Annotated in this window: 26 protein-coding genes and 1 tRNA gene; 14 read left to right on the top strand and 13 right to left on the bottom strand. The window is 71.8% G+C overall.

All coding sequences use genetic code 11. The features are described 5' to 3' along the window. The first annotated feature begins 23 nt into the window (after window positions 1-23). Entirely contained in the window at window positions 24-410 is a 387-nt protein-coding gene (locus tag V5E28_RS02525; protein WP_336204547.1) for a hypothetical protein, read from the top strand. Between the two features lie 79 nt (window positions 411-489). Then, window positions 490-654, top strand: a complete 165-nt coding sequence (locus V5E28_RS02530) for a DUF6766 family protein (protein WP_336204548.1) — start codon at window positions 490-492, stop codon at window positions 652-654. On the opposite strand, the gene V5E28_RS02535 is transcribed toward V5E28_RS02530, so the two are convergent. Next, on the bottom strand, window positions 620-1,417 hold the full coding sequence (locus tag V5E28_RS02535; protein ID WP_336204550.1) for a 1-aminocyclopropane-1-carboxylate deaminase/D-cysteine desulfhydrase: 798 nt from the start codon (window positions 1,415-1,417) through the stop codon (window positions 620-622). The two genes, V5E28_RS02530 and V5E28_RS02535, sit on opposite strands and share 35 nt — an antisense overlap. Window positions 1,418-1,491: 74 nt before the next feature. On the opposite strand from V5E28_RS02535, the gene galK reads away from it, so the two are divergent. After that, entirely contained in the window at window positions 1,492-2,607 is a 1,116-nt protein-coding gene (gene galK, locus V5E28_RS02540) for a galactokinase (protein WP_336204552.1), read from the top strand. Window positions 2,608-2,614: 7 nt separating this feature from the next. Here the strand turns inward: galK and V5E28_RS02545 are convergent, their stop codons facing one another. From V5E28_RS02545 to V5E28_RS02560, 4 genes are all read right to left on the bottom strand, one after another. Further along, on the bottom strand, window positions 2,615-3,388 hold the full coding sequence (locus tag V5E28_RS02545; RefSeq protein WP_336204554.1) for an enoyl-CoA hydratase-related protein: 774 nt from the start codon (window positions 3,386-3,388) through the stop codon (window positions 2,615-2,617). Window positions 3,389-3,432: 44 nt separating this feature from the next. Next, the gene (locus V5E28_RS02550) at window positions 3,433-4,566 is read right to left on the bottom strand and encodes a nitric oxide synthase oxygenase (RefSeq protein ID WP_336204556.1); all 1,134 of its coding nucleotides are present in this window, start codon (window positions 4,564-4,566) and stop codon (window positions 3,433-3,435) included. A 218-nt stretch (window positions 4,567-4,784) separates the two neighbouring features. Then, the gene (locus V5E28_RS02555) at window positions 4,785-5,417 is read right to left on the bottom strand and encodes a response regulator transcription factor (RefSeq protein WP_336204559.1); all 633 of its coding nucleotides are present in this window, start codon (window positions 5,415-5,417) and stop codon (window positions 4,785-4,787) included. Beyond that, entirely contained in the window at window positions 5,405-6,640 is a 1,236-nt protein-coding gene (locus V5E28_RS02560) for a sensor histidine kinase (RefSeq protein WP_336204561.1), read from the bottom strand. Before V5E28_RS02560 ends, V5E28_RS02555 begins: the two co-directional genes overlap by 13 nt. An 84-nt stretch (window positions 6,641-6,724) precedes the next feature. Here V5E28_RS02560 and V5E28_RS02565 point away from each other — a divergent pair, with 84 nt between their 5' ends. Beyond that, on the top strand, window positions 6,725-6,910 hold the full coding sequence (locus V5E28_RS02565; RefSeq protein ID WP_336204563.1) for a hypothetical protein: 186 nt from the start codon (window positions 6,725-6,727) through the stop codon (window positions 6,908-6,910). Window positions 6,911-6,956: 46 nt separating this feature from the next. Here the strand turns inward: V5E28_RS02565 and V5E28_RS02570 are convergent. Continuing rightward, a tRNA-Asn gene (locus V5E28_RS02570) sits at window positions 6,957-7,031 on the bottom strand. Between the two features lie 124 nt (window positions 7,032-7,155). Between V5E28_RS02570 and V5E28_RS02575 the strand changes: the two genes are divergently transcribed. Continuing rightward, window positions 7,156-7,473: a YtxH domain-containing protein gene (locus V5E28_RS02575; RefSeq protein ID WP_336204564.1), complete on the top strand. Its 318-nt coding sequence runs from the start codon at window positions 7,156-7,158 to the stop codon at window positions 7,471-7,473. A gap of 25 nt (window positions 7,474-7,498) precedes the next feature. Here the strand turns inward: V5E28_RS02575 and V5E28_RS02580 are convergent, their stop codons facing one another. The 3 genes from V5E28_RS02580 to V5E28_RS02590 are packed head-to-tail and all read right to left on the bottom strand — an operon-like array spanning window position 7,499 to window position 9,437. After that, the gene (locus tag V5E28_RS02580; RefSeq protein ID WP_336204566.1) at window positions 7,499-7,975 is read right to left on the bottom strand and encodes a hypothetical protein; all 477 of its coding nucleotides are present in this window, start codon (window positions 7,973-7,975) and stop codon (window positions 7,499-7,501) included. Further along, window positions 7,972-9,246 (bottom strand): amylo-alpha-1,6-glucosidase, encoded by a 1,275-nt coding sequence (locus V5E28_RS02585; protein ID WP_336204568.1) that lies wholly within the window; start codon window positions 9,244-9,246, stop codon window positions 7,972-7,974. Before V5E28_RS02585 ends, V5E28_RS02580 begins: the two co-directional genes overlap by 4 nt. Window positions 9,247-9,278: 32 nt before the next feature. Continuing rightward, window positions 9,279-9,437: a hypothetical protein gene (locus V5E28_RS02590; protein ID WP_336204570.1), complete on the bottom strand. Its 159-nt coding sequence runs from the start codon at window positions 9,435-9,437 to the stop codon at window positions 9,279-9,281. Between the two features lie 175 nt (window positions 9,438-9,612). Here V5E28_RS02590 and V5E28_RS02595 point away from each other — a divergent pair, with 175 nt between their 5' ends. The 7 genes from V5E28_RS02595 to V5E28_RS02625 are packed head-to-tail and all read left to right on the top strand — an operon-like array spanning window position 9,613 to window position 18,074. Further along, window positions 9,613-10,782 (top strand): hypothetical protein, encoded by a 1,170-nt coding sequence (locus V5E28_RS02595; RefSeq protein ID WP_336204572.1) that lies wholly within the window; start codon window positions 9,613-9,615, stop codon window positions 10,780-10,782. Next, window positions 10,779-12,959, top strand: coding sequence for a serine/threonine-protein kinase (locus V5E28_RS02600; protein ID WP_336204573.1), 2,181 nt, complete (start codon window positions 10,779-10,781; stop codon window positions 12,957-12,959). Before V5E28_RS02595 ends, V5E28_RS02600 begins: the two co-directional genes overlap by 4 nt. Then, on the top strand, window positions 12,950-13,942 hold the full coding sequence (locus V5E28_RS02605) for a PP2C family serine/threonine-protein phosphatase (RefSeq protein WP_336204576.1): 993 nt from the start codon (window positions 12,950-12,952) through the stop codon (window positions 13,940-13,942). The genes V5E28_RS02600 and V5E28_RS02605 overlap by 10 nt, the downstream gene beginning before the upstream one ends. Next, a complete protein-coding gene (locus tag V5E28_RS02610; protein WP_336204579.1) occupies window positions 13,935-15,224 on the top strand; it encodes a vWA domain-containing protein in 1,290 nt (429 codons plus the stop codon). Before V5E28_RS02605 ends, V5E28_RS02610 begins: the two co-directional genes overlap by 8 nt. Further along, entirely contained in the window at window positions 15,224-15,868 is a 645-nt protein-coding gene (locus tag V5E28_RS02615) for an FHA domain-containing protein (protein ID WP_336204582.1), read from the top strand. The genes V5E28_RS02610 and V5E28_RS02615 overlap by 1 nt, the downstream gene beginning before the upstream one ends. 5 nt (window positions 15,869-15,873) lie before the next feature. Further along, window positions 15,874-17,265 carry a hypothetical protein gene (locus V5E28_RS02620; RefSeq protein WP_336204910.1) on the top strand — a complete coding sequence of 464 codons (1,392 nt, stop codon included), beginning with the start codon at window positions 15,874-15,876 and terminating at the stop codon, window positions 17,263-17,265. Then, the gene (locus V5E28_RS02625) at window positions 17,262-18,074 is read left to right on the top strand and encodes a transporter substrate-binding domain-containing protein (protein ID WP_336204584.1); all 813 of its coding nucleotides are present in this window, start codon (window positions 17,262-17,264) and stop codon (window positions 18,072-18,074) included. The genes V5E28_RS02620 and V5E28_RS02625 overlap by 4 nt, the downstream gene beginning before the upstream one ends. Before the next feature lie 48 nt (window positions 18,075-18,122). On the opposite strand, the gene rpoD is transcribed toward V5E28_RS02625, so the two are convergent. Then, entirely contained in the window at window positions 18,123-19,226 is a 1,104-nt protein-coding gene (rpoD, locus tag V5E28_RS02630) for an RNA polymerase sigma factor RpoD (RefSeq protein WP_442945750.1), read from the bottom strand. Between the two features lie 492 nt (window positions 19,227-19,718). Next, entirely contained in the window at window positions 19,719-21,560 is a 1,842-nt protein-coding gene (gene dnaG / locus V5E28_RS02635) for a DNA primase (protein ID WP_336204588.1), read from the bottom strand. Between the two features lie 190 nt (window positions 21,561-21,750). Here dnaG and V5E28_RS02640 point away from each other — a divergent pair, with 190 nt between their 5' ends. Beyond that, window positions 21,751-22,659 carry a M23 family metallopeptidase gene (locus V5E28_RS02640; RefSeq protein WP_336204912.1) on the top strand — a complete coding sequence of 303 codons (909 nt, stop codon included), beginning with the start codon at window positions 21,751-21,753 and terminating at the stop codon, window positions 22,657-22,659. Here V5E28_RS02640 and V5E28_RS02645 read toward each other — a convergent pair. Together V5E28_RS02645 and V5E28_RS02650 are read right to left on the bottom strand one after the other, a co-directional pair. Then, window positions 22,619-23,782: an NAD(P)/FAD-dependent oxidoreductase gene (locus V5E28_RS02645; protein ID WP_336204590.1), complete on the bottom strand. Its 1,164-nt coding sequence runs from the start codon at window positions 23,780-23,782 to the stop codon at window positions 22,619-22,621. The genes V5E28_RS02640 and V5E28_RS02645 overlap by 41 nt on opposite strands. Window positions 23,783-23,806: 24 nt before the next feature. Next, the gene (locus V5E28_RS02650; RefSeq protein ID WP_336204592.1) at window positions 23,807-25,027 is read right to left on the bottom strand and encodes a deoxyguanosinetriphosphate triphosphohydrolase; all 1,221 of its coding nucleotides are present in this window, start codon (window positions 25,025-25,027) and stop codon (window positions 23,807-23,809) included. A gap of 81 nt (window positions 25,028-25,108) precedes the next feature. Between V5E28_RS02650 and V5E28_RS02655 the strand changes: the two genes are divergently transcribed. Continuing rightward, window positions 25,109-26,614, top strand: a complete 1,506-nt coding sequence (locus tag V5E28_RS02655; protein ID WP_336204595.1) for a M48 family metallopeptidase — start codon at window positions 25,109-25,111, stop codon at window positions 26,612-26,614.

The raw sequence follows: 26,614 nt of genomic DNA on the forward strand, positions 1-26,614 counted from the left end.
GACCAAGCGGGTAGCAGTGGCGCATGAGGCTCACCCTCGGCAGCCTGCTGGTCGCTCTGGCCGCTCTGGTCATCGGCTGTTCGGTCGACACCACGGGACCGGCCCGGGCGGCCGAGCGGTTCCACGCCGCCCTGGCCTCCGAGCAGGCGGACGCGGCCTGCGCCATGCTCGCCGGGAAGACGGCCGAAAAGCTGCCCGACCCCGGCCAGAGCTGCGCCGAGGCGCTGCGCGAGCTGGACCTGGGCGCCGGCGGCGGCGTCACCGAGGTCAGCGTCTGGGGCGATGACGCGCAGGTGCGGCTCGCGGGCGACACCCTGTTCCTGCACCACTACAGCACCGGCTGGCGGATCAGGGCAGCGGGCTGCGAGCCGGTGCGCGACCTGCCGTACGAGTGCGAGGTTGAGGGCTGATGCGGGTGATGTTCGCGCTGACCGTGCTCGTGATCGTGTCCGGCCTGGCCTTCGTCTTCGCGATCGGGCTGGCCCACGGATGAGGAAGATCAAGGACAACGCGCTGTCGGTGGCGTTCCTGGTGCTGTTCCTGCTGTGCCTGGCCGGTCAGGGGCTGGCGGGCATGCTGCACTACAACGAGCACCCGAGTCGAAGCCGGTCGGGGCGGCTCACTCGGCGACGGGGGTCGAGGGCTGACCGGTGACGACGGCGACGATCCTGGTGCCGCGGGGGAAGGCGCCCTGCCGTACGAGGTCGAGCACGCCGTACAACATCTTCGCCACATACACCCCTTCCACTCGATATTTCGCGATAAGTCCGTTCAAGGCGGGTGTGGTGCGGGCGTAGCCGCCGAAGTGGTAGTCCAGGTTGATCGACCAGTTCGGCCAGACCCGCCCATAGGCCTCCCGCTGCAACCGGGCCACCTCCTCCGTCAGGAAGCCGCCCCCCTTCAACACCGCGAAACCCAGCGCCCGCTTCCCGGCGGGCAGCCCCGCCGAGATCCCGGCCAGCGTGCCGCCGGTGCCCACCGGGCAGCAGATCACGTCGTACGCCGCGCCGATCTCCCCGGGCAACTCGGCGCACCCGCGCACGGCCGCCGCGTTGCTGCCGCCCTCGGGCAGGATCGCCACGTCCCCCCACCGCTCGCGCAGCCGCGCCTCCATCTCGGGGGTGTGCTTGAGCCGGTAGGAGGCCCGGTCCAGGTAGTCCAGCCGCATCCCGCAGGCCGCGGCGTAGGCCAGCGACGGGTTCAGCGGCAGGTGCTCCTCGCCGCGGATCACCCCGATGGTCTCGAACCCGTGCCGCCGCCCGGCCGCCGCCACGGCCCTGATGTGGCCGGAGTAGGCGCCGCCGAAGGTGAGCACGCGGGCGGGGCCGAGGTTGTAGCGGAGCTTGCGCGCCTTGTTGTCGTCGTGCACGAGGAAGAGCCGCACGTCGCCGAGCGCGGGATCCAGCAGCTCCTCCACGCCCCCTCCTCGTGTCGCGGCACCCTTCTCGCGCGCTAGTCTACGGTCGGGCCATTGTTGAGAGGTGTCGGATTATGCGCGTTGTTGAAGCTTTTCGTGCCGCTTTCGGCGCGGACCCCGAGACTGTCTGGCACGCGCCCGGCCGGGTCAACCTGATCGGCGAGCACACCGACTACAACGACGGCTTCGTGCTGCCCTTCGCGGTGCCGTGGGGCGTCACCGCCGCCGTCAGCCCGCGCGAGGACCAGACGATCCGCCTGCTGTCCCTCCAGGCCTCCTCCCCCGAGCCCGTCACCATGGCCACCCGCGAGGAGTCCCGGGGCTGGACCCGCTACGTGGTGGGCGTGCTGGCCATGCTCGGCGACCGGGTGCGCGGCGCCGACATCGCGGTCGACGGCGACGTGCCGCAGGGCGCCGGCCTCAGCTCCAGCGCCGCCCTCGAGGTCTCCGTCGCCTCGGCGCTCAACGACCTGCACGGCCTGGGCCTGACTCCCATGGAGATCGCCCTGCTCAGCCAGCGTGCCGAGAACGACTTCGTCGGGATGCCCTGCGGCATCATGGACCAGGCCGCCTCCGCGCTGTGCGAGGAGGGTCACGCGCTGTTCCTCGACTGCCGCACCCTCGGCTCCCGCAACATCCCGCTCGACCTGGCGGCGAAGGGCCTGCGCGTGCTCATCATCGACACCCAGGTGCACCACGAGCACGCCGGCGGCGAGTACGCCAAGCGCCGGGCGGAGTGCGAGTCGGCGGCCCGCAAGCTGGGCGTCCCCGCGCTGCGCGACGTCGACGACCTGGCGGGCGCCCTCGACCGCCTGCAGGGCGACGAGCGCAAGCGCGTCATGCACGTGGTGACGGAGAGCCACCGGGTGGAGGCGCTGGTCGGGCTGCTGCGCGCGGGCGCCACGAGCGAGATCGGCGCGCTGCTGAACGCCTCACACCTGTCGCTGCGCGACCAGTACGAGGTGTCCTCGCCGGAGCTGGACGTGGCTGTGGAGGCCGCCGTGCGCGGCGGCGCGCGGGGAGCCCGGATGACGGGCGGCGGCTTCGGCGGGTCGGCGATCGCGCTGGTGGGCGAGGAGCGCCTGGAGGGCGTCAAGGAGTCGGTGCTCGCGGCCTACCGCGAGCGCTCCTGGACGCCGCCCCGCTTCCTGCCGGCCACGCCCGCCAAGGGAGCGCACCGGCTCTCGTAGGACCGCCTCAGAGCGGGGGGAAGTCGGGCGCGCGACGCTCCAGGAAGCTCGCCACGCCTTCGGCGAAGTCCGGGCGGCCGAAGGAGGCGAGCATTTCCTGGGTGGCCGCCTTCGCCGACTCCTCCAGGGTCGTGGTCCAGTCGTTCCAGATCTGGCGCTTGATGATGGACATCGAGGCCGGGGAGCTGTGCCGGGCCAGGTCTCGCGCGTAGGACTGGGCCGCTTCGAGGAGTTCTCCGGGCGGCAGGGCCCTGTTGGCCAGGGACAGCTCCGCGGCCTCCTTTCCGGTGAAGGTCCGGCCCGACAGGAGGATGTCCATGGCCTTCTGCTGGCCCATGACGCGGGGCAGGACCCACGACAGGCCGTACTCCGCGATCAGCCCGCGGCGGGCGAACGCCGTGGTCCACTTGGCCTCCTCCGAGGTGAAGACCAGGTCGCAGACCAGCGCGTGGACCATGCCGAGGCCGGCGCAGGCGCCGTTGACGGCGGCGATGATCGGCTTGCCGATGGTCGTGGGGAAGGTGTTGGGCCGCGGGTCCGGGGCCTCGTCGTAGGTGCCCGACTGGATGGACGTCAGCGTCTGGAAGTCGGCCCCGGAACAGAAGCCCTTGCCCGCTCCGGTCACCACGATGGCTCGCACCTCGGGATCCTGCTCGGCCTGCGCCAGGAGGTCGAAGTAGCTGCGGCCCATGGCGTCGGTCCAGGCGTTGAGCCGGTCCGGGCGGTTGAACGTGAGGGTCAGCACGCCTCGGTCGAGCGAGGAGAGTACGAGTTCGGCCATGCGATAACAGAAGCATGTTCTAGGTCGGGGGCGCAAGGATCCCGTCAGTGGCGCGGCACGAAGTTCGGGGTGAGGGCGGGGTTGTCGTAGTAGCGGTGGAAGACCGGGGTCACGCCGCCCGAGATGGGCGGGACGATCCACGACCACTCCGCCGGGCAGGTGCGGCCCGCCTTCTCCTCGCGGGCCAGGTGCGTCAGGAATCGGGCCGACTCCGTGTGGTGGTCCGTCATGGTCACGCCCGCCGCCTCGAACGAGTGCAGCACTGCCACGTTCAGCTCGACCAGCGCGTGGTCGCGCCAGAGCGAGCGCTCGGTGGAGGTGTCGAGGCCGAGGCGCTCGGCGACCACCGGGAGCTGGTCGTAGCGGTCGGCGTCCGCCAGGTTGCGGGCGCCGATCTCGGCGCCCATGTACCAGCCGTTGAACGGCGCGCACGGATAGCAGACGCCGCCGATCTCCAGGCACATGTTGGAGATCGCCGGCACCGCGTGCCAGCGCAGCCCGAGGTCGGCGAACCACGGGAACTCGGGGTGGACGATCGGCACCTCCAGCACCGCGTCGCCCGGCAGGTTGCACAGCAGCGGCTCGCCCAGGCCGGGGTCGATGAGCAGCGGCAGCACGTCGAACCTGCCCAGCCCGCCCCGCCACCCCAGCCGCAGGGCCAGGGCGGTGAGGTCGGCCTGGCGGGGGTCGCCGATGACCGAGCCGTCGCGGGTGCGGTGCCCGGCGTAGCGGATGAGCTGCTCGTTGAGCACCCGCGGGGCCCGGCGAGCGGGCAGGTCGGGCGGGAAGACGGTGATGACCGGCCTGATCTTGCCCTCGCCCGCCGCCTCGCGCAGGTGGGCGACGCACTCCAGGGCCACCCCCTCGGCGCTGGTCACCTCCCTGCGATCGCGCACTCTCAGCGACTTCCAGTAGAGGCGGCCGATGCAGCGGTTGCTGTTGCGCCAGGCCACCCTGGCGCCGAACTGCAACTCCTCGAAGGTGTGCACGTAGGTCCCGTGGCGGGCGATGTCCCTGGCCACGTCGCGCAGGCGCGCGGGCAGGCCGCCGGCGGTCGGGTGCTCGGCGTGGAAGAGCCTGAGAAAGCGCTCGGCCTCACGGAAGTCGGTCGTCCGCTCGATGAGGGCCGGCACGGGCAGGACGTCGAAGGGGCGCAGGGATCTGATCCAGGTACGCACGCAGTAACCAGCACTTTTCGGTTCACGGAGCGCCCCGCCGATTCCGGGTCGGCGGCGCCTCCTGCCGGCGGCGCCCTTTCCACGCCACCCCCCGGCTTGTCCGCGGCAGCCGCACCGGACGGGACCGGCACGGCAGCTCCCATCCTTAACCGTCGAGCCCACACCTGTCCGGCGAAACAAGAAAGTGTGTGACCTTATGACTACAACGGGTGAAATCTTCAGTCGCCGCGCCGCCGTACCAGACCCAGCTCCATCGCGGCGAGAACCGCGGACGTGCGGTCGGAGACGCCCAGCTTGCCGAAGACCCGCACCAGATGCGTCTTGACCGTGGCCTCGCCGATGAAGAGCCGCCTGCCGATCTCCGCGTTCGTCAGCCCGCGCGCCACCAGCTCCAGCACCTCCCGCTCCCTGGCGGACAGCACGGCGGGCGGCCCCGCGGGCGCCGGCTCGGGGCGGGCGGCCAGGCAGGTGGCCGCCGCGGGCGACAGCACCGTCCCACCGCAGGCCGCCTCCCGCACGGCGGCCACGAGCACCGCCCGCGACACGTCTTTCAGCAGGTAGCCGGCGGCACCCGCGGCGACGGCACGCACCACGTCCTCATGTCCCTCGTACGTCGTCAGCACGATGATCCGGTAGCCGTCGCCCAGCCGCTCGATCGCGCTCAGCCCGTCGCCGCCCGGCATCCGCAGGTCCATGAGGATCACGTCAGGGCGCAGCCTGGGCGCGAGCGCGACCGCCTCGTCTCCCGACCCGGCCTCTCCGGCCACCACGATGTCCGGCTCCCCCGCGAGCATCCCGCGCAACCCCTCGCGCACCACGGGGTGGTCGTCCACGATCATCACCGAGAGCACGGCACCTCCACCACGATCGTGGTGCCGCGGCCGGGCGCGCTGTCCACGGTGACCGTGCCGCCGAGCCGCGCGACCCGGCTCCGCATCACCCGCAGCCCGTAGCCACCCGCACCCGCCACCCCGCCCGCCTTGTTCGCCTCGCCCGTCTCGTCCGATGGCGCGCCGTCGGGCCCGTCAGTGCCGGACGCCGTGGCGGGCGCGGGCGTGAAGCCGCGGCCGTCGTCGGCGACCGTGAGGCGGACCCAGCCGCCGGAGTGGTCGAGGGCCAGCCGGGCCGCGCTCGCCCGGGCGTGTTTGCGTACGTTGGCGAGCCCTTCCTGGGCGGCGCGCACGAGCACCACCTGCGTCTCGGCGGGGAGGGCGGCGGGGCCGCCGGTGACGGCGAGCGCCACCGGCAGGCCGAAGCCGGTGGCGAGCCGGGCCAGCGCCTCCTCCAGGCTCGCGCCGTCCAGCGCGGGCGGGGTGAGCGCGGCGATGAGGGCGCGCGTCTCGGCGAGGTTCTCCCTGGCGGTGCGCATGGCCAGCGCCACGTGCCGGTCCGAGCCGCTCTCGGCGGACTGCAGCAGCATGATGATCGCACCGAACCCCTGGGCCAGCGTGTCATGGATGTCGCCCGCCAGCCGCTCGCGCTCGGCCAGCACGCCCGCCTGCCTGCTGACGGCGGCGAGCGCGCCCCTGGTGCGGTCGAGCTCCTCGATCAGCCGGGCGCGCTCGTGGTTCTGCACGCTCAACCGGTCGATGAACACCCCGAGCAGCGCGCTCCCGGACACCCCGATGGCCAGGGCGGCGAGGATCAGCAACGGGTTCACGCCGGTCACGGTCATGAAGTTGATCGTGGGCGCGGTGAACAGGGCCAGCATCAGCACGACGGCGTGCGGCAGGCGCAGTGACATGAAGGCCATCGGCACCAGCGCGGACAGGGCGATCGCCGCCACCGGCTCGATCAGGTCGGCGGCGGTGAACAGGACGAGCATCGCGGCGGCGTAGAAGCGGCTCGCCGCGGCGGGGGCGATCGCCGACTGCACCGCCTTGCGCCCCCACCCCACATAGGCGAGGGCGAGCAGGAGCAGCAGGACCGCGGCGACCGCCTCGGAGGCGGGGGCGCCGGTGTCGACGACGATCCCGACGACGGTGGCGGCCAGCACGATGGCGAAGTACGCGTCCCAGAAGGGATAGGAACGGAGCCAGGCGCTCTCCGCCCGCGCCCCTACGGGACTGCCCACGAACGGCATCTTTTCCCTGTTACCGGTGGATGTCCATCGATCGGTGGATACACCGTGGCCACAGGCAGGGTGATCGTGGTGACCATGAACAGAAAGACGTCCCTCACCGTCATGATGGCCCTGACCTTCATCTTCGGCGCGGCGGTCGCGATTCTCGCCATGCTCAACGTCGGCGACATCGGCCTCATCGCCGGAATCGGCGCGGTCATCCTGGCCCTGGGCTGGTCGTTCTTCGGCGTCCTGGGCGGCAGGAAGAACAGGGCCTCCTGAGCGAAGACGAAGACCCCCTCCCGATCCCGGGAGGGGGTCTTCTGTGTGGCTCCCGCGATAGGACTCGAACCTATAACCTGCCGGTTAACAGCCGGCTGCTCTGCCGTTGAGCTACGCGGGATCGTACGTTCGCGCTGATCGGCCAGGGTTTCACCCTCTCCGTCGCGCGCAGGAATAGATTAGCGCACTCCGAGAGTGCGTGTCGCATCGTGAGCGGGGTAGGGCCGTGGGAGCGGAGGTGCAAAATGCGATATCGAATGCCATTCGTCATGGGACTGGCTGTCGGCTACGTGCTCGGTAGCCGAGCAGGCCGTGAACGGTACGAGCAGATCAAGCGGACGGCACAGCGTGTGGCCGACAACCCCAGGGTGCAGGAAACCGCAGGGGTGATCGGCGCACAGATGTCCAAGGCCGGAGAGATGGCACGGTCCAAGGTGGGCCCTCTCCAGCAGCGGATGCCGTTCGGCAACCGGCACGGCCACGACGGCGACACCGGCACCGGCTGGCCGGAAGAGAAGGCCGACACGCCGAAGACCGCCGACACGAGCGGGATTCCCTACTGATGGGCGGGCATGGGCGTGTGTCGTCTCACACGCCCATGCTGCGCCGCAGCCCTTCGAGCGCCTGCTCGGCCTGAGCGCGCAGCCCGGGGTCCTCGGGGTCGAGGCCCTCGTCGAAGACGAACGTCCAGCCCACCATCTCGCCCGCGGGCCGGCGCCTGGCCACCAGCCGCACTCCGCCCCGCCCGGGCAGTGCCACATGCTTGTTGACCACTATGGTGGCGTTGACCCGTTCACGCACGGTCTCCGGCAGCAGCCGCGGGTCCGGCACGGGTGCCTGGTGCCGCGCGCCGTCCGTGGTGAGGAGGCGCAGCCCCTCCTCGTCCCAGGCGGCTCTGTCGATCGTCTCGTACGGCACCCGCGTGCCGTCGGCGAGGAACAGGGCCAGGTTGGTGGCCACCACGAAACCGTCGCCCGCGGCGGGGCTGAACGTCAGCACCCGCTCGCCCGGCTGGAGGGCCAGGGACTTGCGGACGTCGGCGGGCAGGCGGCGGAAGGCTTTCATACCTCAACGGTATCGGCGAGCAGATCCAGGGTGAGCGCCGCGCTCCAGGAGAAGTCCCTGCACCCCCGGCCGCTGCCGTCGAACGGGTCGAAGCACTCGCGGAAGCCCGCCTGCCGTACCAGCCGCAGGGTGCCGTTGGTGAGCTGCCGGGCCAGGGGTTCGAGCGAGTGCACGGCGGCCGCGTGCCGCAGCAGCCAGTTGGTGTTCACCCAGGAGGGGCCGCGCCAGTAGCGGGTGCGGTCGAACTGCGAGGCGCGGATCTCGCAGCTCGGCACGGGGTAGCCGGTCGCGCCCATGAACCTGGCCGACTCGAGCACCTCGACGGCCGCGTTGACGTGGTCGCTGGGCAGCCCCGGGTCGAGCAGGGGGCCGAACGCGCCCACGGTGCAGATCCGGATCAGCCGGTCGGCCCGCAGGTCGCGGGCGTAGAAGCAGCCGTCCCACAGGCGGTCTAGCAGCGCCTCCCTGATGCGCTCGGCCTGCTCGGCATGCGGCCCGGGATCCACGCCCGCCAGCGGCGCGAGCTCGGCCAGGGCATGGCAGGAGGCGAGCCAGATCCCGTTGAACATCGGGTCCTCGATCGCGAACGGGTGGTCGTCGCGCAGGTATTCGGGGCGGTAGCCGGCGTTGCGGTAGCGCAGGGCCAGCCAGACGTAGCGGTCGTGGTCGCTGTCCGGGTGACGCTCGTCGAGCTCAACGTTGCGGTAGCCGTACCTGATCTCCGGGAGCGCGGCGAGCGCCTGGTCCCAGGCGGGGCTGTCGTCCATGCCCGACTCCCAGGGGTGCACGATGGCCGCCAGCCCGGAGCCGCCGAGGTCGCGGGCGCCGGCGAGGTAGGCGTGCTGGGCGGCGATCGCGGGGAAGGTCCGCCTGACGAAGGCGACGTCGCCGGTGTGCCGGTAGAGCCACCACAGGGCCAGCCCGTGCAGCGGCGGCGAGGTGAGTCCGGAGGTGAGCACCGGCGGCGCGGACTCGTGGTCGTGTGAGCGCCAGACGGACGGGCCGGGGAAGTACGCCTCGGGCGTGTGGAAGACGATGTGCGGCAGCATCCCGGTCGCCCACTGCCCCTTGAGCAGGCCGAGCAGCTCCGCGCGGGCCCGGTCGGGGCGGTGCCTGGCCAGGCCGATCGTCACGAACGCGGAGTCCCAGCTCCACTGGTGGGGATAGAGGCCGGGCGCGGGCACGGTGGCGCTTCCCGTCCAGTTCGCCTCGAGCACGGACAGCGCCTCGCGCCCGAGCGCGGCGTCGTCGACCGCTGGCCGCGCCTCCATCAACCCACTATGCGCCGGGATGCAGCATGACGCTATGTTCTCTTGGCCCACTTCGTCAGGAACATCACGCCGAGCGCCACCGCGCCGATGATGAGGCCCCACTTGACCAGGGTGAAGATGAAGCCCACGAGGGGGCCGACGAGGATGAGGGCGGCGATGACCGCTGCGATGATCAGAAGAATTCGTCCCATGTCACCGACCGTACGAGATCCTTTAAGTGTTTTGCAGGTGAGACAGGGTTCAATCAGGGACAAGTCAGGGGTTCCCCTACCCTTGGAACCAACCGGACAGGTTCCCCCGTTGTGCCGGTAGACGACGGCATCGGGGGCCTGCTGCACGGGGAGCGTGATCAGTCTGGGACCACCCATGAGCAGGGAAGCGGCCGAGTTCGCGCTCGGCGCGAGAGGCGCGGAGCGTGACCGCATCTCCGGGGACCTGCTCGACCTGGAATCGCACACCACCTACCAGTTACTCAAGGGCGCGGCCTTACGCGGCCGGACCCAGCAGCGCTGGGACCAGGCGCAGGCCGCGCTGGCCACCATGTGGTCGCTGTACGACGCCTACCGCAACGTGTTGCGCGACGCCGAGCAGATCCGGGCCGGACGCGGCAGGCTCGGCGGCGAGGAGCTCGCCGCGCTCACCGAGCTGCTGGCCGGGCCCTCGGTCGTGCTGAAGGCCCCGCCCAGGCCCGTCGAGCAGCGCTCCTTGTTACCGAGGGCGGACGAGCGGCTCACCCTGGACGAGACCGTGATGCGGATGGACGCCGCCTTCCAGACTGCCACGAGCGCGCTCACGGAGATCGACGCCGCCTGGACCGCCCTCCTCCCCCGCCTCGACGAGGCCGACAGCGCCCTGCGCCAGGTGGACGACCTCCTGCTCCGCCTCGGCGAGACCCTCGACCTGGCCCGCCCTCGGGCCGACCTGAAACGCCTGCGCGCCGCCGTGCTCGAAGACCCGCTCGACGCGGCCCCCGTCAAGCAGGAGCTCGACCCGATCACCCGCCACCTCGCGAACACCCGCGCCGACCTTGAGCAGGCGATCGCCGTCAGGGACGAGTACGGCAGGCGGCGCGAGAATCTGGACGCCTCACTCGACCGCGTGCGCGCGGCGGAGAGCGAGGCCCGGCTGGCGCACGGCGCCGTCGTGGCGAAGATCACCCTGCCGCCCCAGGCGCAGCCGCGGAGCCGGGTGAGTGAGCTGGCCGGCGAGCTCGACGCGCTGGACGCCTCGGCCGACCCCTGGCTGACCCGCTCCAGGCGGCTCGCGGCGCTCGAACAGCAGGCCGAGGAGGCCGCCCGGCAGGCGCGGGCCACCGCGAAGGCGCTGTTCGGACTGGTCGGCAGGCGTGACGAGCTACGCGGGCTGCTCGTCGCCTCCCAGGCCAAGGCGGTGCGCAAGGGCATGGCCGAGGACCCGGAGGCCGTCCGCCTCTACACGCAGGCGCGGGCGCTGCTGTGGAGCGCCCCCTGCGACCTGACGAAGGCGGCCACGGCCGTCGACCTGTACAAGCGTGCCATTCACGGAGGAAGCCGATGACGTCCTGCGCGCAGCCCGGCTGCACGGGCACGATCGAAGAGGGCTACTGCGACCTGTGCGGGCACGCGGCCACGCCGTCCGGTCCGCCCTCGGTCGCCGTCTTCCCGACGTCGGCCACCCCGGCGTCGCTGTCGGCGCCCGTACAGACCGGCTCCCAGCACCCGGCCCCCGTGCACAGCGGGCCTTCGAGCAGGGGTGTGACCGGGCCGGTGAGCAGCGGGCGGTCGCGGGCGGGCGTGCTCGCCGAGATCGCCGACCTGCCGTCGGTGCCGTACCGGGATCCGGCCGGCGCCGTGCTGGCCGACCCGAAGGTGCCCGAGGAGAAGCGCTTCTGCGCCAACCCGGCGTGCGGCGAGCCGGTCGGGCGGTCGCGGGACGGGCGGCCCGGCCGGCCCGACGGGTTCTGCCCGCACTGCCGCACCCCCTTCTCCTTCACTCCCAAACTGGTCAAGGACGACCTGGTGGCGGGCCAGTACCGGGTGCTGGGCTGCCTGGCGCACGGCGGGCTCGGCTGGATCTACCTGGCCGCCGACGAGAACCTCGACGGCCGCTGGGTGGTGCTCAAGGGCCTGCTCAACACCGCCGACACCGAGGCGCTGGCCGCGGCCGAGGCCGAGCGGAAGTTCCTGACGACGGTCGATCACCACAACATCGTCAAGATCTTCAATTTCCAGCGCTCGGCGGGTCTCGGCTACATCGTCATGGAGTACGTCGGCGGCCAGTCGCTGCACGAGCTGCGCAGGCAGGGCCCGCTGCCGCTGCGCGAGACGCTGATGTACGGGCGCGAGATCCTGCGCGCGTTCGGCTATCTGCACGAGCAGGGGCTGGTCTACTGCGACCTCAAGCCGGCCAACGTGATCCGGGTCGGCAAGCGGCTCAAGCTCATCGACCTCGGCGCCGTACAGCGTGTCGGCTCGCCCGCGGGCACGTCGTGGGTCACGGTCGGCTACCACGCGCCCGAACTGGACACCCAGCCCTCGTCCGTCGCCTCCGACCTCTACACGGTGGCCAGGACGCTGGCCGTGCTGGCCATCCCGTCCTTCAGCCCGGCCCGGGGCGGCGCGGCCGTCCCGCTGCCCGAGGACTGCGGTCACGAGTCGTTCGCCCGGCTGCTGCGCCGGGCCACCGCGCCCGACCCCGCCGCCAGGTTCGCCAGCGCCGAGGACATGGAGGACCAGCTCGTCGGCGTGCTGCGCGAGATCAGCGCCGAAGCCGACGGCGTGCCGTACCCGGCCCACTCCACCCTGTTCGGGCCGGAGCGCGCGCCGGTGGGGACGGGCCTGGCCGACGCGGACGACAGGGTGTTCGACGCCCTGGATCCGCGGGACGCGGTGGCCGCGCTGCCCGTGCCGCTGGTGGACCCCGAGGACCCGGCCGCGGGCGCGCTGGCCGGACTGGCCGGCCGCCATCCGAGCGAGCTGCTGACGCAGGTGCGGGCCATGACCAAGACCCCGGAGACCCGGCTGACGCTGGCCAGGCTGCTCATCGAGGACGGCTCGCCGGAGGCGTCGCTGGTCCTGGACGAGCTGGAGCGCCTGTTGCCCGGCGACTGGCGCGTCACGTGGTACCGCGCGGTGGCGGCGCTGGGGGCCGGCGACCTGCCGTCGGCCGTGCGGACGTTCGACGCCTGTGTGTCGCTGCTGCCGGGCGAGATCGCGCCCCGGCTGGGCCTGGGCTTCGCCCTGGAATGCGCCGGTCACAACCCCCTGCGCTGGTACGAAAGCGTGTGGCGGACCGACCGCTCCTACGTCAGCGCCGCCTTCGGGCTGGCCAGGAACGGCCGGCCCGGCGTGCTCGACGAGGTGCCCGTCACCTCCAGCCACCGGATGGCCGCGCAGGTCGCGCTCGTGGCCGCCACCTCCAGGCGGCCCGACCCCGCCGGGCTCGTCCCCGGCGAACTCGCCGCCGCGGCGACCAGGCTGGAGCAGCTCGCCGACCTCGACCCGCGCCGCCGCGAGCACCTCACGGCCGAGGTCCTGCGCGCCGCGCTGGCCTGGCTGGACACCGGCACCCCGCCCGCGGGGCTGCTGCTGGCGGGCAGCCCGTTCAGCGAGCGGGGCATCCGCCGCCGGCTGGAGGACATCTACCGCAGACTCGCGGTGGCGGCGCCCTCCCGTGCCGAGCGCCACGCCCTGGTCGACCAGGCCAACGAGGTACGCCCCCGGACGTGGCTGTGAACTGCCCCGTCTGCCAGACCCAAGTGATGGCGGGCGACGCCTACTGCGAGGCGTGCGGCCACGCGCTCACCTCCCCGTCCTGTACGGCCTGCGGGGCGCCCGCCGTGGACGCGGAGGGCTACTGCGAGCACTGCGGGCTGCGCCAGCCCACCGTCAGGGACCACGCGGAGCTGGAGCTCGACGGCGGCGCGGCGGGCGTGACCGACAAGGGCCTGCGCCGCGCCCGCAACGAGGACGCGATGGCGCTGCTGCCCGCCGGCAGGGCGGACGGCGCGACCCCGCCACCGGCCGACGGGACGGAGAGCGCCGCCCCGTCGGCGATCGACGGGTCGGAGAGCGCGGCCCCGCAGGCCGCCGACGGGTCGGAGATCGCCACCTTGCCGTCGGCCGCCCTGGAGGAGGGCGCGACGGTCAGGGTGCCTCCCGCCGGGTCGATCGTGACGGTCGTCTGCGACGGCGTGGGAAGCTCGCCGCGCGCCGACGAGGCGTCGGCCGCCGCGGTGGAGGCGGCCGCCGCCGCGCTGGCCCGCGGCCTGCCGCACGAGGAGGCGTTCGCACTGGCCGGGCAGGCCGTGGTCAAGCTGGCCGAGTCCGTGGACAGCGCCCCGGCCTGCACCTACGTGGCCGCGGTCGCCGAGCCGGGCAGGGTGACGCTCTGCTGGGCCGGTGACACCCGCGCCTACTGGCTGCCCGGCGGCGCGCTGCTGACCGAGGACGACGCCGCCCCGACGGGCGAGATCACCGCCTGGCTCGGCGCCGACTACGCCGACGTCGTCCCGCGCGTGCGCACCTTCGTCCCGCCCGCGCCCGGGCTGCTGCTCGTCTGCAGCGACGGCCTGTGGCGCTATCTGGAGGGTTACCGGTTCCCCACCTCCGGCACCCCGCTCGAACAGGCCCGCGAGATGCTGCGCCACGCGCTCGACTCCGGCGGCCAAGACAACGTGACCATCGTCCTGATCCCCCTAGGAGGCTCGCATGGGTGACCAGCCCACCTTTACTTTGCAGATCGACCAGAACAAGTACCTCCCCACCGACGGCCGGGAGGTGCACGCCGTACTCACCATCGCCTCCACCGGCGGTGTACCGGCGACCTCCGCCCCCACCGAGGCCGCCGAAGTGATCATTGTCGACACGTCCGGCTCGATGAGCGGCAGCAAGATCCGCGATGCCAGGCAGGCCGCCGCCACGGCCGTGGAGACCCTGCGGGACGGCGTGTTCTTCGCGGTGGTCTCCGGGACGGAGTCGGCCCGGCTCGTCTACCCGCGCGGCAACCAGCTCGTGCGGGCCACTCCGGCCACCCGGGCGGAGGCCCAGCGGGCGATCTCCCGGCTGAGCGCGAACGGCGGCACCTCGATCGGCGAGTGGCTCAAACTCGCCGGCCACCTGCTGTCGGCGCATCCCAACGCGATCCGGCACGCCATCCTGATGACCGACGGCCAGAACAACGAGAGCGACGAGGTGTTCCGCGGCGTGCTGTCCGCCTGGAGCGGCAAGTTCGTCTGCGACAGCCTCGGCATCGGCACCGACTGGGTGCCCGGCCAGCTGCACGTGGTGGCCGAGGCGCTGCTCGGCACCGTCGAGTTCGTCAGGAACCAGAACGAGCTGAACGACTTCTTCCGCCGGATCGTCCAGACCACGATGAGCAAGACCGTGGCCGACCTGTCCCTGCGCGTGTGGGTGCCGCAGGCCGCCACGCTCAAGTTCGTCAAGCAGGTCTCCCCCACGCTGCTCGATCTGACCGGCAAGCGGGTCGACGTGAACCCGCTGACCGGCGACTACCCCACCGGCTCGTGGGGATCCGAGGAACGCGAATACCACCTGTGCGTGGAGGTCGCGCCCGGCCAGATCGGCCAGGAGATCCGCGCCGGCTGGGTGAAGCTGGTCCGGCCGGACACGCAGGACGTCTACGCCAGCGGCAACGTGCTCGCCCAGTGGACCGACGACCTGGCCCAGTCCACCAGGATCAACGGCAAGGTCGCCCACTACACGGGCCAGGCCGAGCTGCACGAGCTGATCCAGGACGGGCTCAGCGCCCGCGCCGCGGGCGACGTCCAGACGGCCACCGCCCGGCTGGCCAAGGCCAAGCAGATCGCCACCGACTCCGGCCGCGAGGACACCGCCAGGCTGCTGGACAAGGTGGTCGAGGTCGATCCGGGCAGCGGTACGGCCCGGCTGCGCCGGAACGTCGACAAGGCCGACGAGATCGAGCTCGACACCGGATCCGTCCGCACCAGCAGGCTGCGCAAGACCGAGGGGGGCAGCTGATGGCGACCTGCCCCCAGGGCCACACGTCGGGCAGCGACGACTACTGCGACGTGTGCGGCTCGCAGATCGCCGGAGCCGCACCCGCGGCCCCCGAGCCCCGGCCGGCAGCGCACCCGGCCGGGGAGCAGGCGGCGGAGAGCTGCCCCATCTGCCAGACGCCGCGTGCCGGGCAGTTCTGCGAGGTGTGCGGCCACGCCTTCGACGGCTCCGCCACCCCGGTGCGGCTCCCGGTGACCAGCGCCCAGTGGGAGGCGGTCACCGCCGCCGACCGCGCCTACTACGAGCAGGTGATCGCCGAGGGCGGCCCTGACGCCGACGCCGTCTCCTTCCCCCCGTACTGCCCGGAACGCTCCTTCCCGCTGGCCGCCGAGCAGGTGCGCATCGGGCGGCGCAGCAGGGGCCGCGACCTCCAGCCGGACATCGACCTGTCCGGGCCGCCGTCGGATCCGGGCGTGTCACACCTGCACGCCGTGCTGCTCGGGCAGCCGGACGGCTCCTGGATGCTCGTCGACCCGGGATCCGCCAACGGCACCCGGGTCAACGGCAAGCCCGTCGCGGTCAACACGCCCGTCACCGTCGGCGTCGGCGACCGCATCCACGTGGGGGCCTGGACGGTCATCACGATCAGGGAGGGGACGCCTTGACCGTGATGCGGACCCAGCCGCCGGCGCCGCCCGCGCAGGCGCCGCCGGGCCGGCCGGCCCGGCCGGCCCGGCCGGTCCGGCGTGGCGTGCCCGGCAGGATCAGGGTGCTCACCGGCGTCGCGGCCGCGGCGCTGGCGCTGCTCTTCGCGGCCATCGCGGCCGGCACCTCTACCGCCGGGGACGGCCTGCGGGTCATCGGCCGGGACTCCGGCCCGCAGGTCGTCGCCACCGCCGGGCTCTACTTCGGGCTGAGCGACATGGACGCGCAGATCGCCGACGTGCTCGTGATGGGCGGCGAGAACGGCGCCCGCCGCCAGGCCGCCATCGCCCGCTACGAGCAGCAGCGTTCCATGGCCAACCAGGCGCTGCTGAAGGCGTTCGAACTGGCCGGGGACGATCAGGCCGAGCGGCGGACCATCGAGTCGGTGCTGGACGGGCTCGGCCGTTACGAGGGCCTGGCGGCGCAGGCGCTGCTGCTCGACTCCCAGTCCGGTCACCCGGCGGGCCCGCCGCCCGCCGAGGTGGTGCGGGTCTACCGGCAGGCCACCGACCTGATGCGGCAGACCCTGCTCCCGCAGGCGTACAACCTGACGCTGGAGAGCAGCACGATCGTGCGCCGCACCTACGACGACAAGACCGCCACTCTGCCCTTCCTGCGGTGGGCGGTGGTGGTGGCGGGACTGCTGGCGCTGGTCTGCCTGCTGCGGCTGCAGGTCTACCTGGCGCGGCACTTCCGCCGCGTGTTCGGGCTCGCGCTGGTGGCCGCCACCGTGGTGACCCTGGTGGCGCTCGTCGCCGGGGTGAGCGTGCTCAGGCAGGATCTCGACCATCTGCAGACCGCAAAATCCGAGGGGTTCGACTCCGTCGTCACGCTGGCCAGGGCCCGCGCCATCGGCAACAGCATGCAGGGCGACCAGAGCCGCTTCCTGCTGGACAGGGAGCGCGCCGACACCTACGAGCACACCTACCTCGACAAGTCGCAGAAGGTGCTCTACCTCGAAGCGGGGAACCTGGACACCTACCACGACAAGGTGGCGCAGAAGTCCGGCGACTACCTCGGCATGCTGGGGCTCCAGCTCAGCGGCAAGACAGGCCGCCCCGCCCTGGACGCCTACGCCCGCTTCCAGGCGGCGGACACGACCTTCCGCCAGTTGGTGGCCGAGGGCAAGGCGGGCGAAGCCGTCAGCGCCCGCCTGGGACCGGTCAGGGAGGCCTTCGACGCCTACGACAAGGAGCTGGTGGCGCTCGCGGACCGACACGAGGCGGTGTTCGAGCGGGCGGTCGGCGAAGGCGAGAGCGCGCTCGACGGCCTGTGGCGGCTGATCCCGTTCGCGATGGGCGGCATCGGCCTGCTGCTCCTCGCCGGCGTGTGGCCTCGACTGAGGGAGTACAGATGAAGCGGCTGCTACCGGCGGCGGCGCTGGCCCTGATCGCGCTGCTGACCGCCTCGTGCGGCATGGGCTCCGCCGAAGGCGTGGTGGACAAGGACCGCATCGTCATCGGCGTCCGCCCTGACCTGCCGTCGGTGGGGTTCCGCAACCCCGACGGCTCCTTCGAGGGCTACGACGTCGACGTCGCCGGCTACATCGCCGGCAAGCTCGGCAAGGAGGTCGAGCTCATCCCCGTGCTGGCCGCCGACCGGGAGCGGGTGCTGCTCCAGGACAGGGCCGACCTCGTCGTGGCCACGTACACGATCAGCCAGGACCGCAAGGCCAGGGTCCTGTTCGCGGGGCCGTACCACATCTCCTACCAGGACATCCTGGTGCGGCCGGGAGAGACGGGCATCCGCAACGTGCGCGACCTGAAGGGCCGGCGCATCTGCGAGGTGCAAGGGTCCAACGCGGCCGCGCGGGTGCTGGAGGAGCGCAAGGTCGCCGCGCGGGTGCTGCCGTTCAAGGACTACAAGGCCTGCCTGGCCGGGCTGAAGGCGGACCAGGTCGACGCCATCACCACCAACGACGTCATCCTGGCCGGTCTGGCCAAGCAGGACGGCGGCGGGATGCGGCTGGTCAACGCCCAGTTCAACGAGCAGCGCACGGGGGTCGGCATGCGCAAGGGCGACGTGGAGAGCTGCGAGGAGGTCAACCGCGTGATCACCGGCATGTACCAGGACGGCACGGCCGAGAAGTTGCTGCGCAAGTGGTTCGGCTCCACGGGGCTGAAGATCGGGACGGTGGCCGTACCGGAGTTCGAGGGCTGCTCGTGAACGACGGCGGGCCGGGGAGGAATCCCCGGCCCGCCGTCCTGACTGCCCTCAATCCAGATAGTCCCGCAACATCTGGGCCCTGGTCGGGTGTCTGAGCTTGGCCAGGGTCTTCGACTCGATCTGCCGGATGCGCTCCCTGGTGACGCCGAACTCCCTGCCCACCTCCTCCAGCGTGCGCGGATGGCCGTCGGCCAGACCGAAGCGGAGCTGGATGATGCGCTGCTCGCGGTCCGACAGAGTCGCCAGGATGTCGTCGAGCTGATCCTGCAGCATGATGAAGGCGGCCGCCTCCATGGGCACGACAGCGTCGGCGTCCTCGATGAAGTCACCGAGGTCGGAGTCCTCCTCGCCGATCGGAGACTGCAACGACACCGGCTCCTGCGCGATGCGCTGGATCTCCACTACCCGATCGACGGGAAGGTCCATCTCCTTGGCGATCTCCTCGGGCACCGGTTCGCGGCCGAGGTCCTGGTGAAGCTGCCGCTGCACCCTGACGAGCTTGTTGATGGTCTCCACCATGTGCACGGGGATGCGGATGGTCCGCGCCTGGTCGGCGATCGCCCGGGTGATCGCCTGGCGGATCCACCAGGTGGCGTAGGTGGAGAACTTGTAACCCTTGGTGTAGTCGAACTTCTCGACCGCGCGGATCAGACCGAGGTTGCCCTCCTGGATCAGGTCCAGGAACAGCATGCCGCGGCCCACGTAGCGTTTGGCGATCGACACCACGAGCCTCAGGTTCGCCTCGATGAGGCGCTGCTTGGCCCGCGTGCCCTGCCAGACGAGCTCCCTGAACTCCGGGAAGGCCAGACGCGAGACTCCGTTGCCGAGCTTGTCCTCGGCGAACAGGCCGGCTTCGATCGACTTGGCGAGCTCCACCTCCTCTTCGGCTGTCAGCAGCGGCACACGGCCGATCTCCCGCAGGTAGATCCGGACCAGATCGCTGGTCGGCGCCCGCTTGCCTACGTCTTCCTCATCGGCGCGGGCAGGTTCCTCGTCGCCCTGGGGCTCGAGGACCTCCACACCGTTCTCGGCGAGCATCCGCACGACGCGTTCCAGCGCGTCGGACGGCAGCTCGGATCGGTCAAGCGCGGCTGCGACGTCATCGACGGTTACGCTTCCGCGCTCCCTTCCCTTTGCGACGAGGTCCGCCACCTGATCGACGGATGGCGGTCCACTTGGCAGCACCGATGCACCCACGGGAGACAGTCTGCAGTATTGGTTCCATAAAATGGCAGACCCATTTTTGGCACAGAAGGTAAGGCGATCACCCTTACCGAATTGAGATCCATTAAGGGTTTAGCTGGAGTTTGATCAGGAAAGTAAAGTCAATTACGCGAACTGGATTGCAGTACCCGGCGACGCCCCCAGGCCGGACGCCCGCCCTTGGCTGCCCGGACACCGCCCCATCAGCGCTTTTCCCCGTCGGAACCATCGGGGATCATCCGGGATACCGACTCAACCACCCGGCTTTACCGCCTGAGAAGTTTCGTCTACCGGCGTACTTCGAAGGGCGTCGCGTAAGACTCCGACGATCTATGCCGTGCCGGTCCGCACATTCGCTCCGCGCCGCCCGATCAGCCGCTCCCCCGGCCCTCGCCGCCGCCTCGCCGCCGCGTCATCACCGCAGCACGGCGGCTCGGCGGGTCAGCTGCCCGCGGCGCGGTCGCGGAGCACGCGGCGCTGCTGCTCCAGCGCCACCAACTCGCCGAACAGCTTGTTGTAGTCCTGCTGCTCCTCCACCGGGTTGAGCCGCTGCATGCGGGACTTGACCTGGGCGATCGCCCGATCGACGGCGACGGCCTCAAGGGCGGCGAGCATGGCGGCGGCGTAGCGCTCCTCGGCGCCCGATTCGGCCTGGATCGCCTCGACGGCGAACCTGGTGACCAGCCCGCGGGCGCCCTCCTCGTGGGCGTGCTCCAGCAGCAGGTCCACCCATTCGCGCCCGCCGTGCCCGGCGGCGGTGAGGCCGCCGGCGCCCGTGATGACGCGGTGCAGGATGACGTGGTCCGGGGCGGTGAACGCCTGCGGGTCGAGCGCGTCGAAGCGGGGGCCGAGGAGCGCGGGCCGCTGCACGGCCAGCTTGAGCAGCTCGGCCTCGACCCGCACGTGAGGGTCGACGGGCGCGGCCCTGGGGGCGCGCTGGGGACGGCCCTGCTGGGCCTGGCCGACCTCGGAGATGCGCTGGATGACGAACCGCTCGTCCATGAACCCGAGCCACCGGTCGAGGTCGATCGCGTAGCGCTTGCGCAGGCCGGTGTCCTTGATGGCGGCCACGATGGGCGCCGCCGCGTCCAGAGCGGCGATCTTGCCCTCGTTGCTGCGCAGGTCGTAGCGGGCGATGGTGCTGCGGATGGCGAACTGGAACAGCGGCTCGCGGCTGGCGATGAGGTCGCGGACGGCGGCGTCGCCCTGCTTCACGCGCAGGTCGCACGGGTCGAGCCCGTCGGCCTGGATGGCGACGTAGGTCTGGGTGACGAACTTCTGCTCGTCGGCGAAGGCGCGCAGCGCCGCCTTCTGGCCCGCCGCGTCGCCGTCGAAGGTGAAGACCACCTCGCCGCGGAACTCGGCCTGGTCGAGCAGGAACCGGCGCAGGATCTTGATGTGCTCCTCGCCGAAGGAGGTGCCGCAGGTGGCGACCGCGGTCGGGACTCCCGCCAGATGGCAGGCCATCACGTCGGTGTAGCCCTCTACGATGACCGCCTGGGCGCGCTTGGAGATCTCGCGTTTGGCCAGGTCGATGCCGTAGAGGACCTGGCTCTTCTTGTAAAGGGGCGAGTCGGGGGTGTTGAGGTATTTGGGGCCGTCGTCGGAGTCGAGCAGCTTGCGGGCGCCGAACCCGATCACGTCCCCGGTCGCGTCCCTGATCGGCCAGATGAGCCGGCCGCGGAAGCGGTCGATCGGCCCGCGCCGGCCCTGCTTGGCGAGCCCGCCCTTGACGAGCTCGTCGGCGGTGAACCCGCGCCCCATGAGGTGGCGGGCCAGCGCCTCCCATTCGTTGGGGGCGTAACCGACCCCGAACGTCTCGGCGTCGGCCCGCTCGAAGCCCCGCTCCGACAGGAACCGCCGCCCGGGGGCGGCGTCGGGGCCGAGCAGCTTGTCGGCGTAGAACTCGGCGGCGGCCCGGTGCGCCTCGACCAGCCGGGCGCGCTCCCCGTGGTCGCGCCGGGGCACGTAGCCGCCCTGCTCGAAGTGCAGCTGGATGCCGGCCCGCTGGGCCAGCCGCTCCACGGCCTCGCTGAACGACAGGTGCTCGATCTTCTCGACGAACGTGATGACGTCGCCGCCCTCGGAGCAGCCGAAGCAGAAGAACATGCCGCGCTCGGGGGTGACGTTGAACGACGGGCTCTTCTCGTCGTGGAACGGGCACAACCCCTTGAGGTTGCCGCCGCCCGCGTTGCGCAACTGGATGTGCTCGCCGATCACGTCGGCGATGGGTGAACGCTCGCGTACGAGTGCGATGTCGACATCACGGATCCGGCCAGCCACGCCGGTGAGTCTATTGCGCTACTCCGACAGACTCTCACCGCCCGGCGCGAGAATCCTGTGGCCTTCGTGACAGGCCGGGCGGCAGGGGCGAGCCGGTGCCTGCCGATAGCGGGAAAGCTGTTATGGGAACGGTCCCCGTCGGCTACAAAGGTAAAGGTTGTCGTCGGATACGGTGACGCGGGTGGAGATCATGCGACCGGGGCTGGGCGTGCGGTGGGCGGCGGTGATGGGTGCCGTGCTGATGACGGCCGCCTGCACCACGGCGACCGGCATCGCCGGTGTCAGCGCGCAGTCACCGTCGGACGCGCCGGGCACGAGCACAGGCACGGGCACAGGCACGGGCGTTGCCACGGACACGGCGTCCCCGGCCGTGACCGCGACCATCCCGGTGCCGACCCCGACGCATCAGGCCGCCGTGCGGCCCCCCGAGGGCGACGACCCGGTCAGGGTGCCGCCGCCCAAGCTTTCGAAGTACACCTACACCTTCCCCGTCAAGGGCTGCGAGATCACTTACCAGCGCAGGCTGCTGGTGCTGCCGAAGACGACGATCTGGGCGGCCAAGGGATGCGCGTTCGTCGCGCCCGTCGGCGGCGTCGTCGACGAGGTCAACACCCGCAACAGGTGGCTGCCGTCCACCGACTCGGGCGCCCACCGTGAGGGCAGGTTCGTCACCGTCGTCGGCGACGACGGCGTCCGCTACCTCGGCGGGCATCTCGACAGCGTCGCCGACGGGATCAGGCCGGGCGTGCGCGTGTCGGCCGGCCAGTTGCTGGGACGCGTCGGCAACACCGGCAACGCCCGTGACACGGGCCCCAACCTCTACTTCGCGATCTCCTGGAAGACCGGCTCATCCTTCTGGTGGGTGCGCAGGGGCATGGTCGAGCCCTGGGACTATCTGGACGCCTGGCTCTCGGGCAACCGGACGCTGTCGCCCCGGCAGGAGGCGCTGGCGCTGCGCGGCAGACTCGGTGAGACGCCGCGCTGCACGGTCCTGTGCGCGTCGAAGAAGGTCCCGAAGACCCGCAGGACCTCCGAGCCCGAGCCCGAGGAGAATCCGTTCACCCTGGACCCGACGGCAAATCCTTTCGGTCGACCGTGACGCCGGACCTGATCAGCTCCTGGATGTCGTCGACGACGTCCCAGACGTTCACGTTCATCCCGGCGATCACCCGGCCCTCGCGCAGCCAGTAGGCGACGAACTCGAGGTCGTCGGCCGAGCCCCGGTAGACGACCTCGTCGTAGCCCGCCGTGTCGCCGGAGAACTCCATGCCGAGCTCGTACTGGTCGGTGTAGAAGTACGGCACGCGGTCGTAGACGACGTCCTGGCCGAGCATCGACCTGGCGGCGGCGGGCCCGCTGTGCAGCGCGTTGGCCCAGTGCTCGACCCGGATCCGCCGGCCGTACAGCGGGTTGAGGGACTCGGCGACGTCTCCCGCGGCGTACACGTCGGGGTGCGAGGCGCGCAGGCTCGCGTCGGTGCGGATGCCCTGACCGACGTCCAGGCCGGCGTCGCGGGCGAGGCCGACGTCGGGGGCGGCGCCGATGCCGACCACGACCAGGTCGGCGGCCAGCCGCTCGCCGGAGCTGAGCCGCACGCCGGTGCCGGTGATCTCCGCCGCGCCGGTGCCGAGGCGCACGTCGACGCCGTGGCGGCGGTGCAGGGCCGCGAACAGGTCACCGAGCTCGCGGCCGAGCACCCTGTGCAGCGGCGTGGGCTCAGGCTCGACGACGGTGACCTCGCACCCGGCGAGGCGCGCGGCCGCGGCCACCTCCAGCCCGATCCAGCCGGCCCCGACGACGATCACCCGGCCGCCGGCGGCCAGCCGCTCCTTGAGCACGTCGCTGTCAGCGGCGGTGCGCAGGTAGAGGGCGGGGCCGGGCAGGCGCCTGGGCGTCGCGCCGGTCGCGACGAGCAGCTTGTGGTACGGCTGCCGCGTGCCGTTGTCGAGGCTGACCGTGTGCCGGTCGAGGTCGATGCGGGTGGCCCGGACGCCGAGTCGCAGATCCACGCCGTTGTCTTCGTACCAGCCCGGTGGGTGCACGAAGATCTTGTCTCGCTCGCTCCTGCCCTGCAGATAGTCCTTGGACAGGGGCGGTCGTTCGTAGGGCCGCTCGGCCTCCACGCCGATGAGCGCGATGTCGCCGTCGAAGCCCTCCTCGCGCAACGTCTGCGCCGCCTTGGCTCCCGCCAGGCCGGCGCCGACGATCACATAGGTGGTCATGGGGGCAGTATCCGCCCGCGCAGGTCATCGCGAAAGGAGGTGGTGCCAGGCCACGGCGGAGGTGTCGGTGAGCGAGGCGATCTGGTCGATCACGACCCTGACACGGGCGGCGTCGCTGTCGGCCGTCAGGAAGGCGGGGCGGAAGGCGGGTTCCAGCGTGGCCGGCGCGCCTAGGGTGATGAGGGCGGCCAGCTCGGTGATGAGGTCGCGTTGGCGGGCCTGGTTGGCGTGGTGGTCGTCGGTGGTCATCACGTAGTGGGCGGTGACGCCCTTGAGCAGTGCGCACTCCAGCAGCGTGGCCGGCGGCACGATCAGGTCCACGCGATGGCGCGGGCCGTAGGCGTCCATGGTGGCGGTCTGGGCGGCCTGGCAGAAGCGGCCGATCAGGCCGCTGGTGAGGGCCTTGAGCCCGGCCAGGTCGGCCAGGGTGGCCTCGAAGCGGCGCGGCCAGAGCGGGTCGGCGACCAGCTTGGCGAAGACCTCCTCCAGCTCGGCCGGGTCGGCGCCGGGTGCGTACCAGGTGCGGGTGATCTCGCAGACCCGCGCCCGCTCGGCGGGCGACTGGAGCGCCTCCGGGGTGACGTGGCCGGAGTGCAGCGCGTCCTCCAGGTCGTGCACGGAGTAGGCGACGTCGTCGGCCCAGTCCATGACCTGCGCCTCGAAGCTGACCCGGCCGTCGGGCGCGCCGTCCCTGATCCACGCGAAGACGGGCAGGTCGTCGTCGTAGACGCCGAACTTCGGCGACCGCTCGCAGGTCCACGGGTACTTCATGGAGGCGTCGAGGGCGGCCCGCGTCAGGTTGAGCCCGGCGCTGCTGCCGTCGTCGGCGAGCACCTTGGCCTCTAGCCTGGTGAGCAGCCGCAGGCTCTGCGCGTTGCCCTCGAAGCCGCCGCAGGAGGCGGCCAGGGCGTTGAGCGCCACCTCCCCGTTGTGCCCGAACGGTGGATGGCCCAGGTCGTGCGCCAGGCAGGCGGTCTCCACCAGGTCGGGGTCGACGCCCAGGGTGGCGCCCATCTCCCTGCCGACCTGGGCGCACTCCAGCGAGTGCGTGAGCCTGGTGCGCGGGATGTGCTGCCCGGCGCCGAGGGCCTCGGCCGGCCCCACCACCTGCGTCTTGGCCGCGAGCCTGCGCAGTGCGGAACTGTGCAGCACGCGGGCGCGGTCGCGCTCGAACGCGCTGCGTCCGGGGCTGCCGGCAGGCTCCGGAACCCATCGTGCTCGATCGTGCTCGTCATAACCGACCATAAGAGCTGTGATTTTATCCAGTTTCCGGTCTCCGCTAGTGTCGAGCCTCGCGAGAACCCCCTTCCCCGGGAGCCCTCCCCTATGACCACAGCGTTGCGGGCCGTGCTGGCCTTCGCCTTGCTCGCCGGTTTCTACGTGCTGGTCGGCTCCGTCGTGGCGGCGGCCGTCTTCTTCGACGTGCTGCTGCTCATCGACTTCCACGCCAACGGTCTGCGGGCGGCGATCGTCCTGACGCTGGCCGCGGCCGCGCTCGTACAGGCTCTGATCATGGTGAGCCGCCGCAGCGGCGGCGAGCAGCCCGGCGTGCTGGTCACCCGCGAGCACGAGCCGGCCCTGTGGCGGACGGTGGAGGACCTGGCACAGCGGGTGCGCACCGCGCCGCCGGACGAGATCCGCCTCGTGCCCGAGGTGAACGCGGCCGTCTCGGAGGAGACCAGGTTCCTGGGGCTGGTGGCGACCCGGCGGCGCATGTACATCGGGCTGCCGCTGCTGCAGACGCTGACGGTGGACGAGATGCGGGCGGTGCTCGGGCACGAGCTGGGCCACTACAGCGGCGCGCACACCCGCCTGGGAGCGCCGGTCTACCGGGGCCGGGTCTCGCTCATCGCGACCGTCCACAACCTGCGCAGGCACCCGTTCATCCAGCGCCTGTTCTCCCTGTACGCCAAACTCTACCTGCGCGTCTCGCAGGCCGTCTCGCGGCGGCAGGAGCTGGAGGCGGACGAGTTCGCGGTGGTGATCGCCGGGCGCCAGGCCATGGCGCAGGCGCTTCGCAAGATCCACTACACGGCGACCGCCTGGGAGGTCTACACCGACGACTACCTGTCGATGACCGGCGCGGGCGGCTGCCGTCCCGTGGCGGTGTTCGGGGGCTTCCACTCGCTGCTGAACGACACGGCCAGGCAGGCGGAGCTGGCCAAGCTGGTCGAGCGGCCGGTGGAGACCTCTCCCTACGACTCGCACCCGAGCCTGGCCGAGCGGCTGGCGGCCATCGAGGCGCTGCCGGAGCCGGAGCAGGTGCCCGACCCGCGCTCGGCGCTGACGCTCCTGCAGGACGCGAACGTGGCGGCGCACGCCATCGAGCAGTCGATGTGGAGCCCGCAGGGGCTGACCACGCTGCGCGCCGTGTCCTGGGAGGAGCTGGTCTCCCACGGCGTCTACGCCGCCCGCAACGCCCACGCGCTGCGCGACCTGGCACTGGCGGGCCGGCGGGTGGTGGGGGCGAACAGGCCCTACCTGGACGCCGCCTTCGAGGCGATCGCCCGCGGCAGGCAGGCCGAGCTGGAGGAAGGGCTCCGCGAGCAGGGCTGGACCGCCCCGGAGCCGGTGCTCGCCAGGGTGGTGGCGCGGGCGCTGGAGGCGGTGCTGATCCAGCACGGCCAGGCCCGGTGGGAGCTGTCCTGGTCGGGCCCGGCCCGTCTGGTGTACGACGACGGCGAGGAGGTCGCGCTGGCGGAGTACGCGGCCCAGGTCGCGGCCGACCCGGCCGCCGTCGCCGGCCTGCGGGAGTGGCTGGGCGACCTGGGCGTCCGCCACGACTACGTGCCGCCCGAGGCCGAGCAGGAGCAGCCGCAGGCGGCCGGGTAG

The sequence above is a fragment of the Nonomuraea sp. LPB2021202275-12-8 genome, assembly GCF_037044575.1.
In the GTDB taxonomy this organism is placed as follows: domain Bacteria; phylum Actinomycetota; class Actinomycetes; order Streptosporangiales; family Streptosporangiaceae; genus Nonomuraea.

Excerpts from the sequence above, each read along its gene's own strand:
- V5E28_RS02645 (WP_336204590.1), bottom strand. The coding sequence starts at position 23,782 with ATGACCACCTATGTGATCGTCGGCGCCGGCCTGGCGGGAGCCAAGGCG.
- V5E28_RS02650 (WP_336204592.1), bottom strand. The coding sequence starts at position 25,027 with ATGGTCGGTTATGACGAGCACGATCGAGCACGATGGGTTCCGGAGCCT.
- V5E28_RS02590 (WP_336204570.1), bottom strand. The coding sequence starts at position 9,437 with ATGGGACGAATTCTTCTGATCATCGCAGCGGTCATCGCCGCCCTCATC.
- V5E28_RS02615 (WP_336204582.1), top strand. The coding sequence starts at position 15,224 with ATGGCGACCTGCCCCCAGGGCCACACGTCGGGCAGCGACGACTACTGC.
- V5E28_RS02600 (WP_336204573.1), top strand. The coding sequence starts at position 10,779 with ATGACGTCCTGCGCGCAGCCCGGCTGCACGGGCACGATCGAAGAGGGC.
- V5E28_RS02625 (WP_336204584.1), top strand. The coding sequence starts at position 17,262 with ATGAAGCGGCTGCTACCGGCGGCGGCGCTGGCCCTGATCGCGCTGCTG.
- V5E28_RS02530 (WP_336204548.1), top strand. The coding sequence starts at position 490 with ATGAGGAAGATCAAGGACAACGCGCTGTCGGTGGCGTTCCTGGTGCTG.
- V5E28_RS02565 (WP_336204563.1), top strand. The coding sequence starts at position 6,725 with ATGAACAGAAAGACGTCCCTCACCGTCATGATGGCCCTGACCTTCATC.
- V5E28_RS02545 (WP_336204554.1), bottom strand. The coding sequence starts at position 3,388 with ATGGCCGAACTCGTACTCTCCTCGCTCGACCGAGGCGTGCTGACCCTC.
- V5E28_RS02580 (WP_336204566.1), bottom strand. The coding sequence starts at position 7,975 with ATGAAAGCCTTCCGCCGCCTGCCCGCCGACGTCCGCAAGTCCCTGGCC.
- V5E28_RS02525 (WP_336204547.1), top strand. The coding sequence starts at position 24 with ATGAGGCTCACCCTCGGCAGCCTGCTGGTCGCTCTGGCCGCTCTGGTC.
- V5E28_RS02655 (WP_336204595.1), top strand. The coding sequence starts at position 25,109 with ATGACCACAGCGTTGCGGGCCGTGCTGGCCTTCGCCTTGCTCGCCGGT.
- V5E28_RS02575 (WP_336204564.1), top strand. The coding sequence starts at position 7,156 with ATGCGATATCGAATGCCATTCGTCATGGGACTGGCTGTCGGCTACGTG.
- V5E28_RS02595 (WP_336204572.1), top strand. The coding sequence starts at position 9,613 with ATGAGCAGGGAAGCGGCCGAGTTCGCGCTCGGCGCGAGAGGCGCGGAG.
- V5E28_RS02585 (WP_336204568.1), bottom strand. The coding sequence starts at position 9,246 with ATGGAGGCGCGGCCAGCGGTCGACGACGCCGCGCTCGGGCGCGAGGCG.
- V5E28_RS02620 (WP_336204910.1), top strand. The coding sequence starts at position 15,874 with ATGCGGACCCAGCCGCCGGCGCCGCCCGCGCAGGCGCCGCCGGGCCGG.
- galK (WP_336204552.1), top strand. The coding sequence starts at position 1,492 with ATGCGCGTTGTTGAAGCTTTTCGTGCCGCTTTCGGCGCGGACCCCGAG.
- V5E28_RS02610 (WP_336204579.1), top strand. The coding sequence starts at position 13,935 with ATGGGTGACCAGCCCACCTTTACTTTGCAGATCGACCAGAACAAGTAC.
- V5E28_RS02640 (WP_336204912.1), top strand. The coding sequence starts at position 21,751 with ATGCGACCGGGGCTGGGCGTGCGGTGGGCGGCGGTGATGGGTGCCGTG.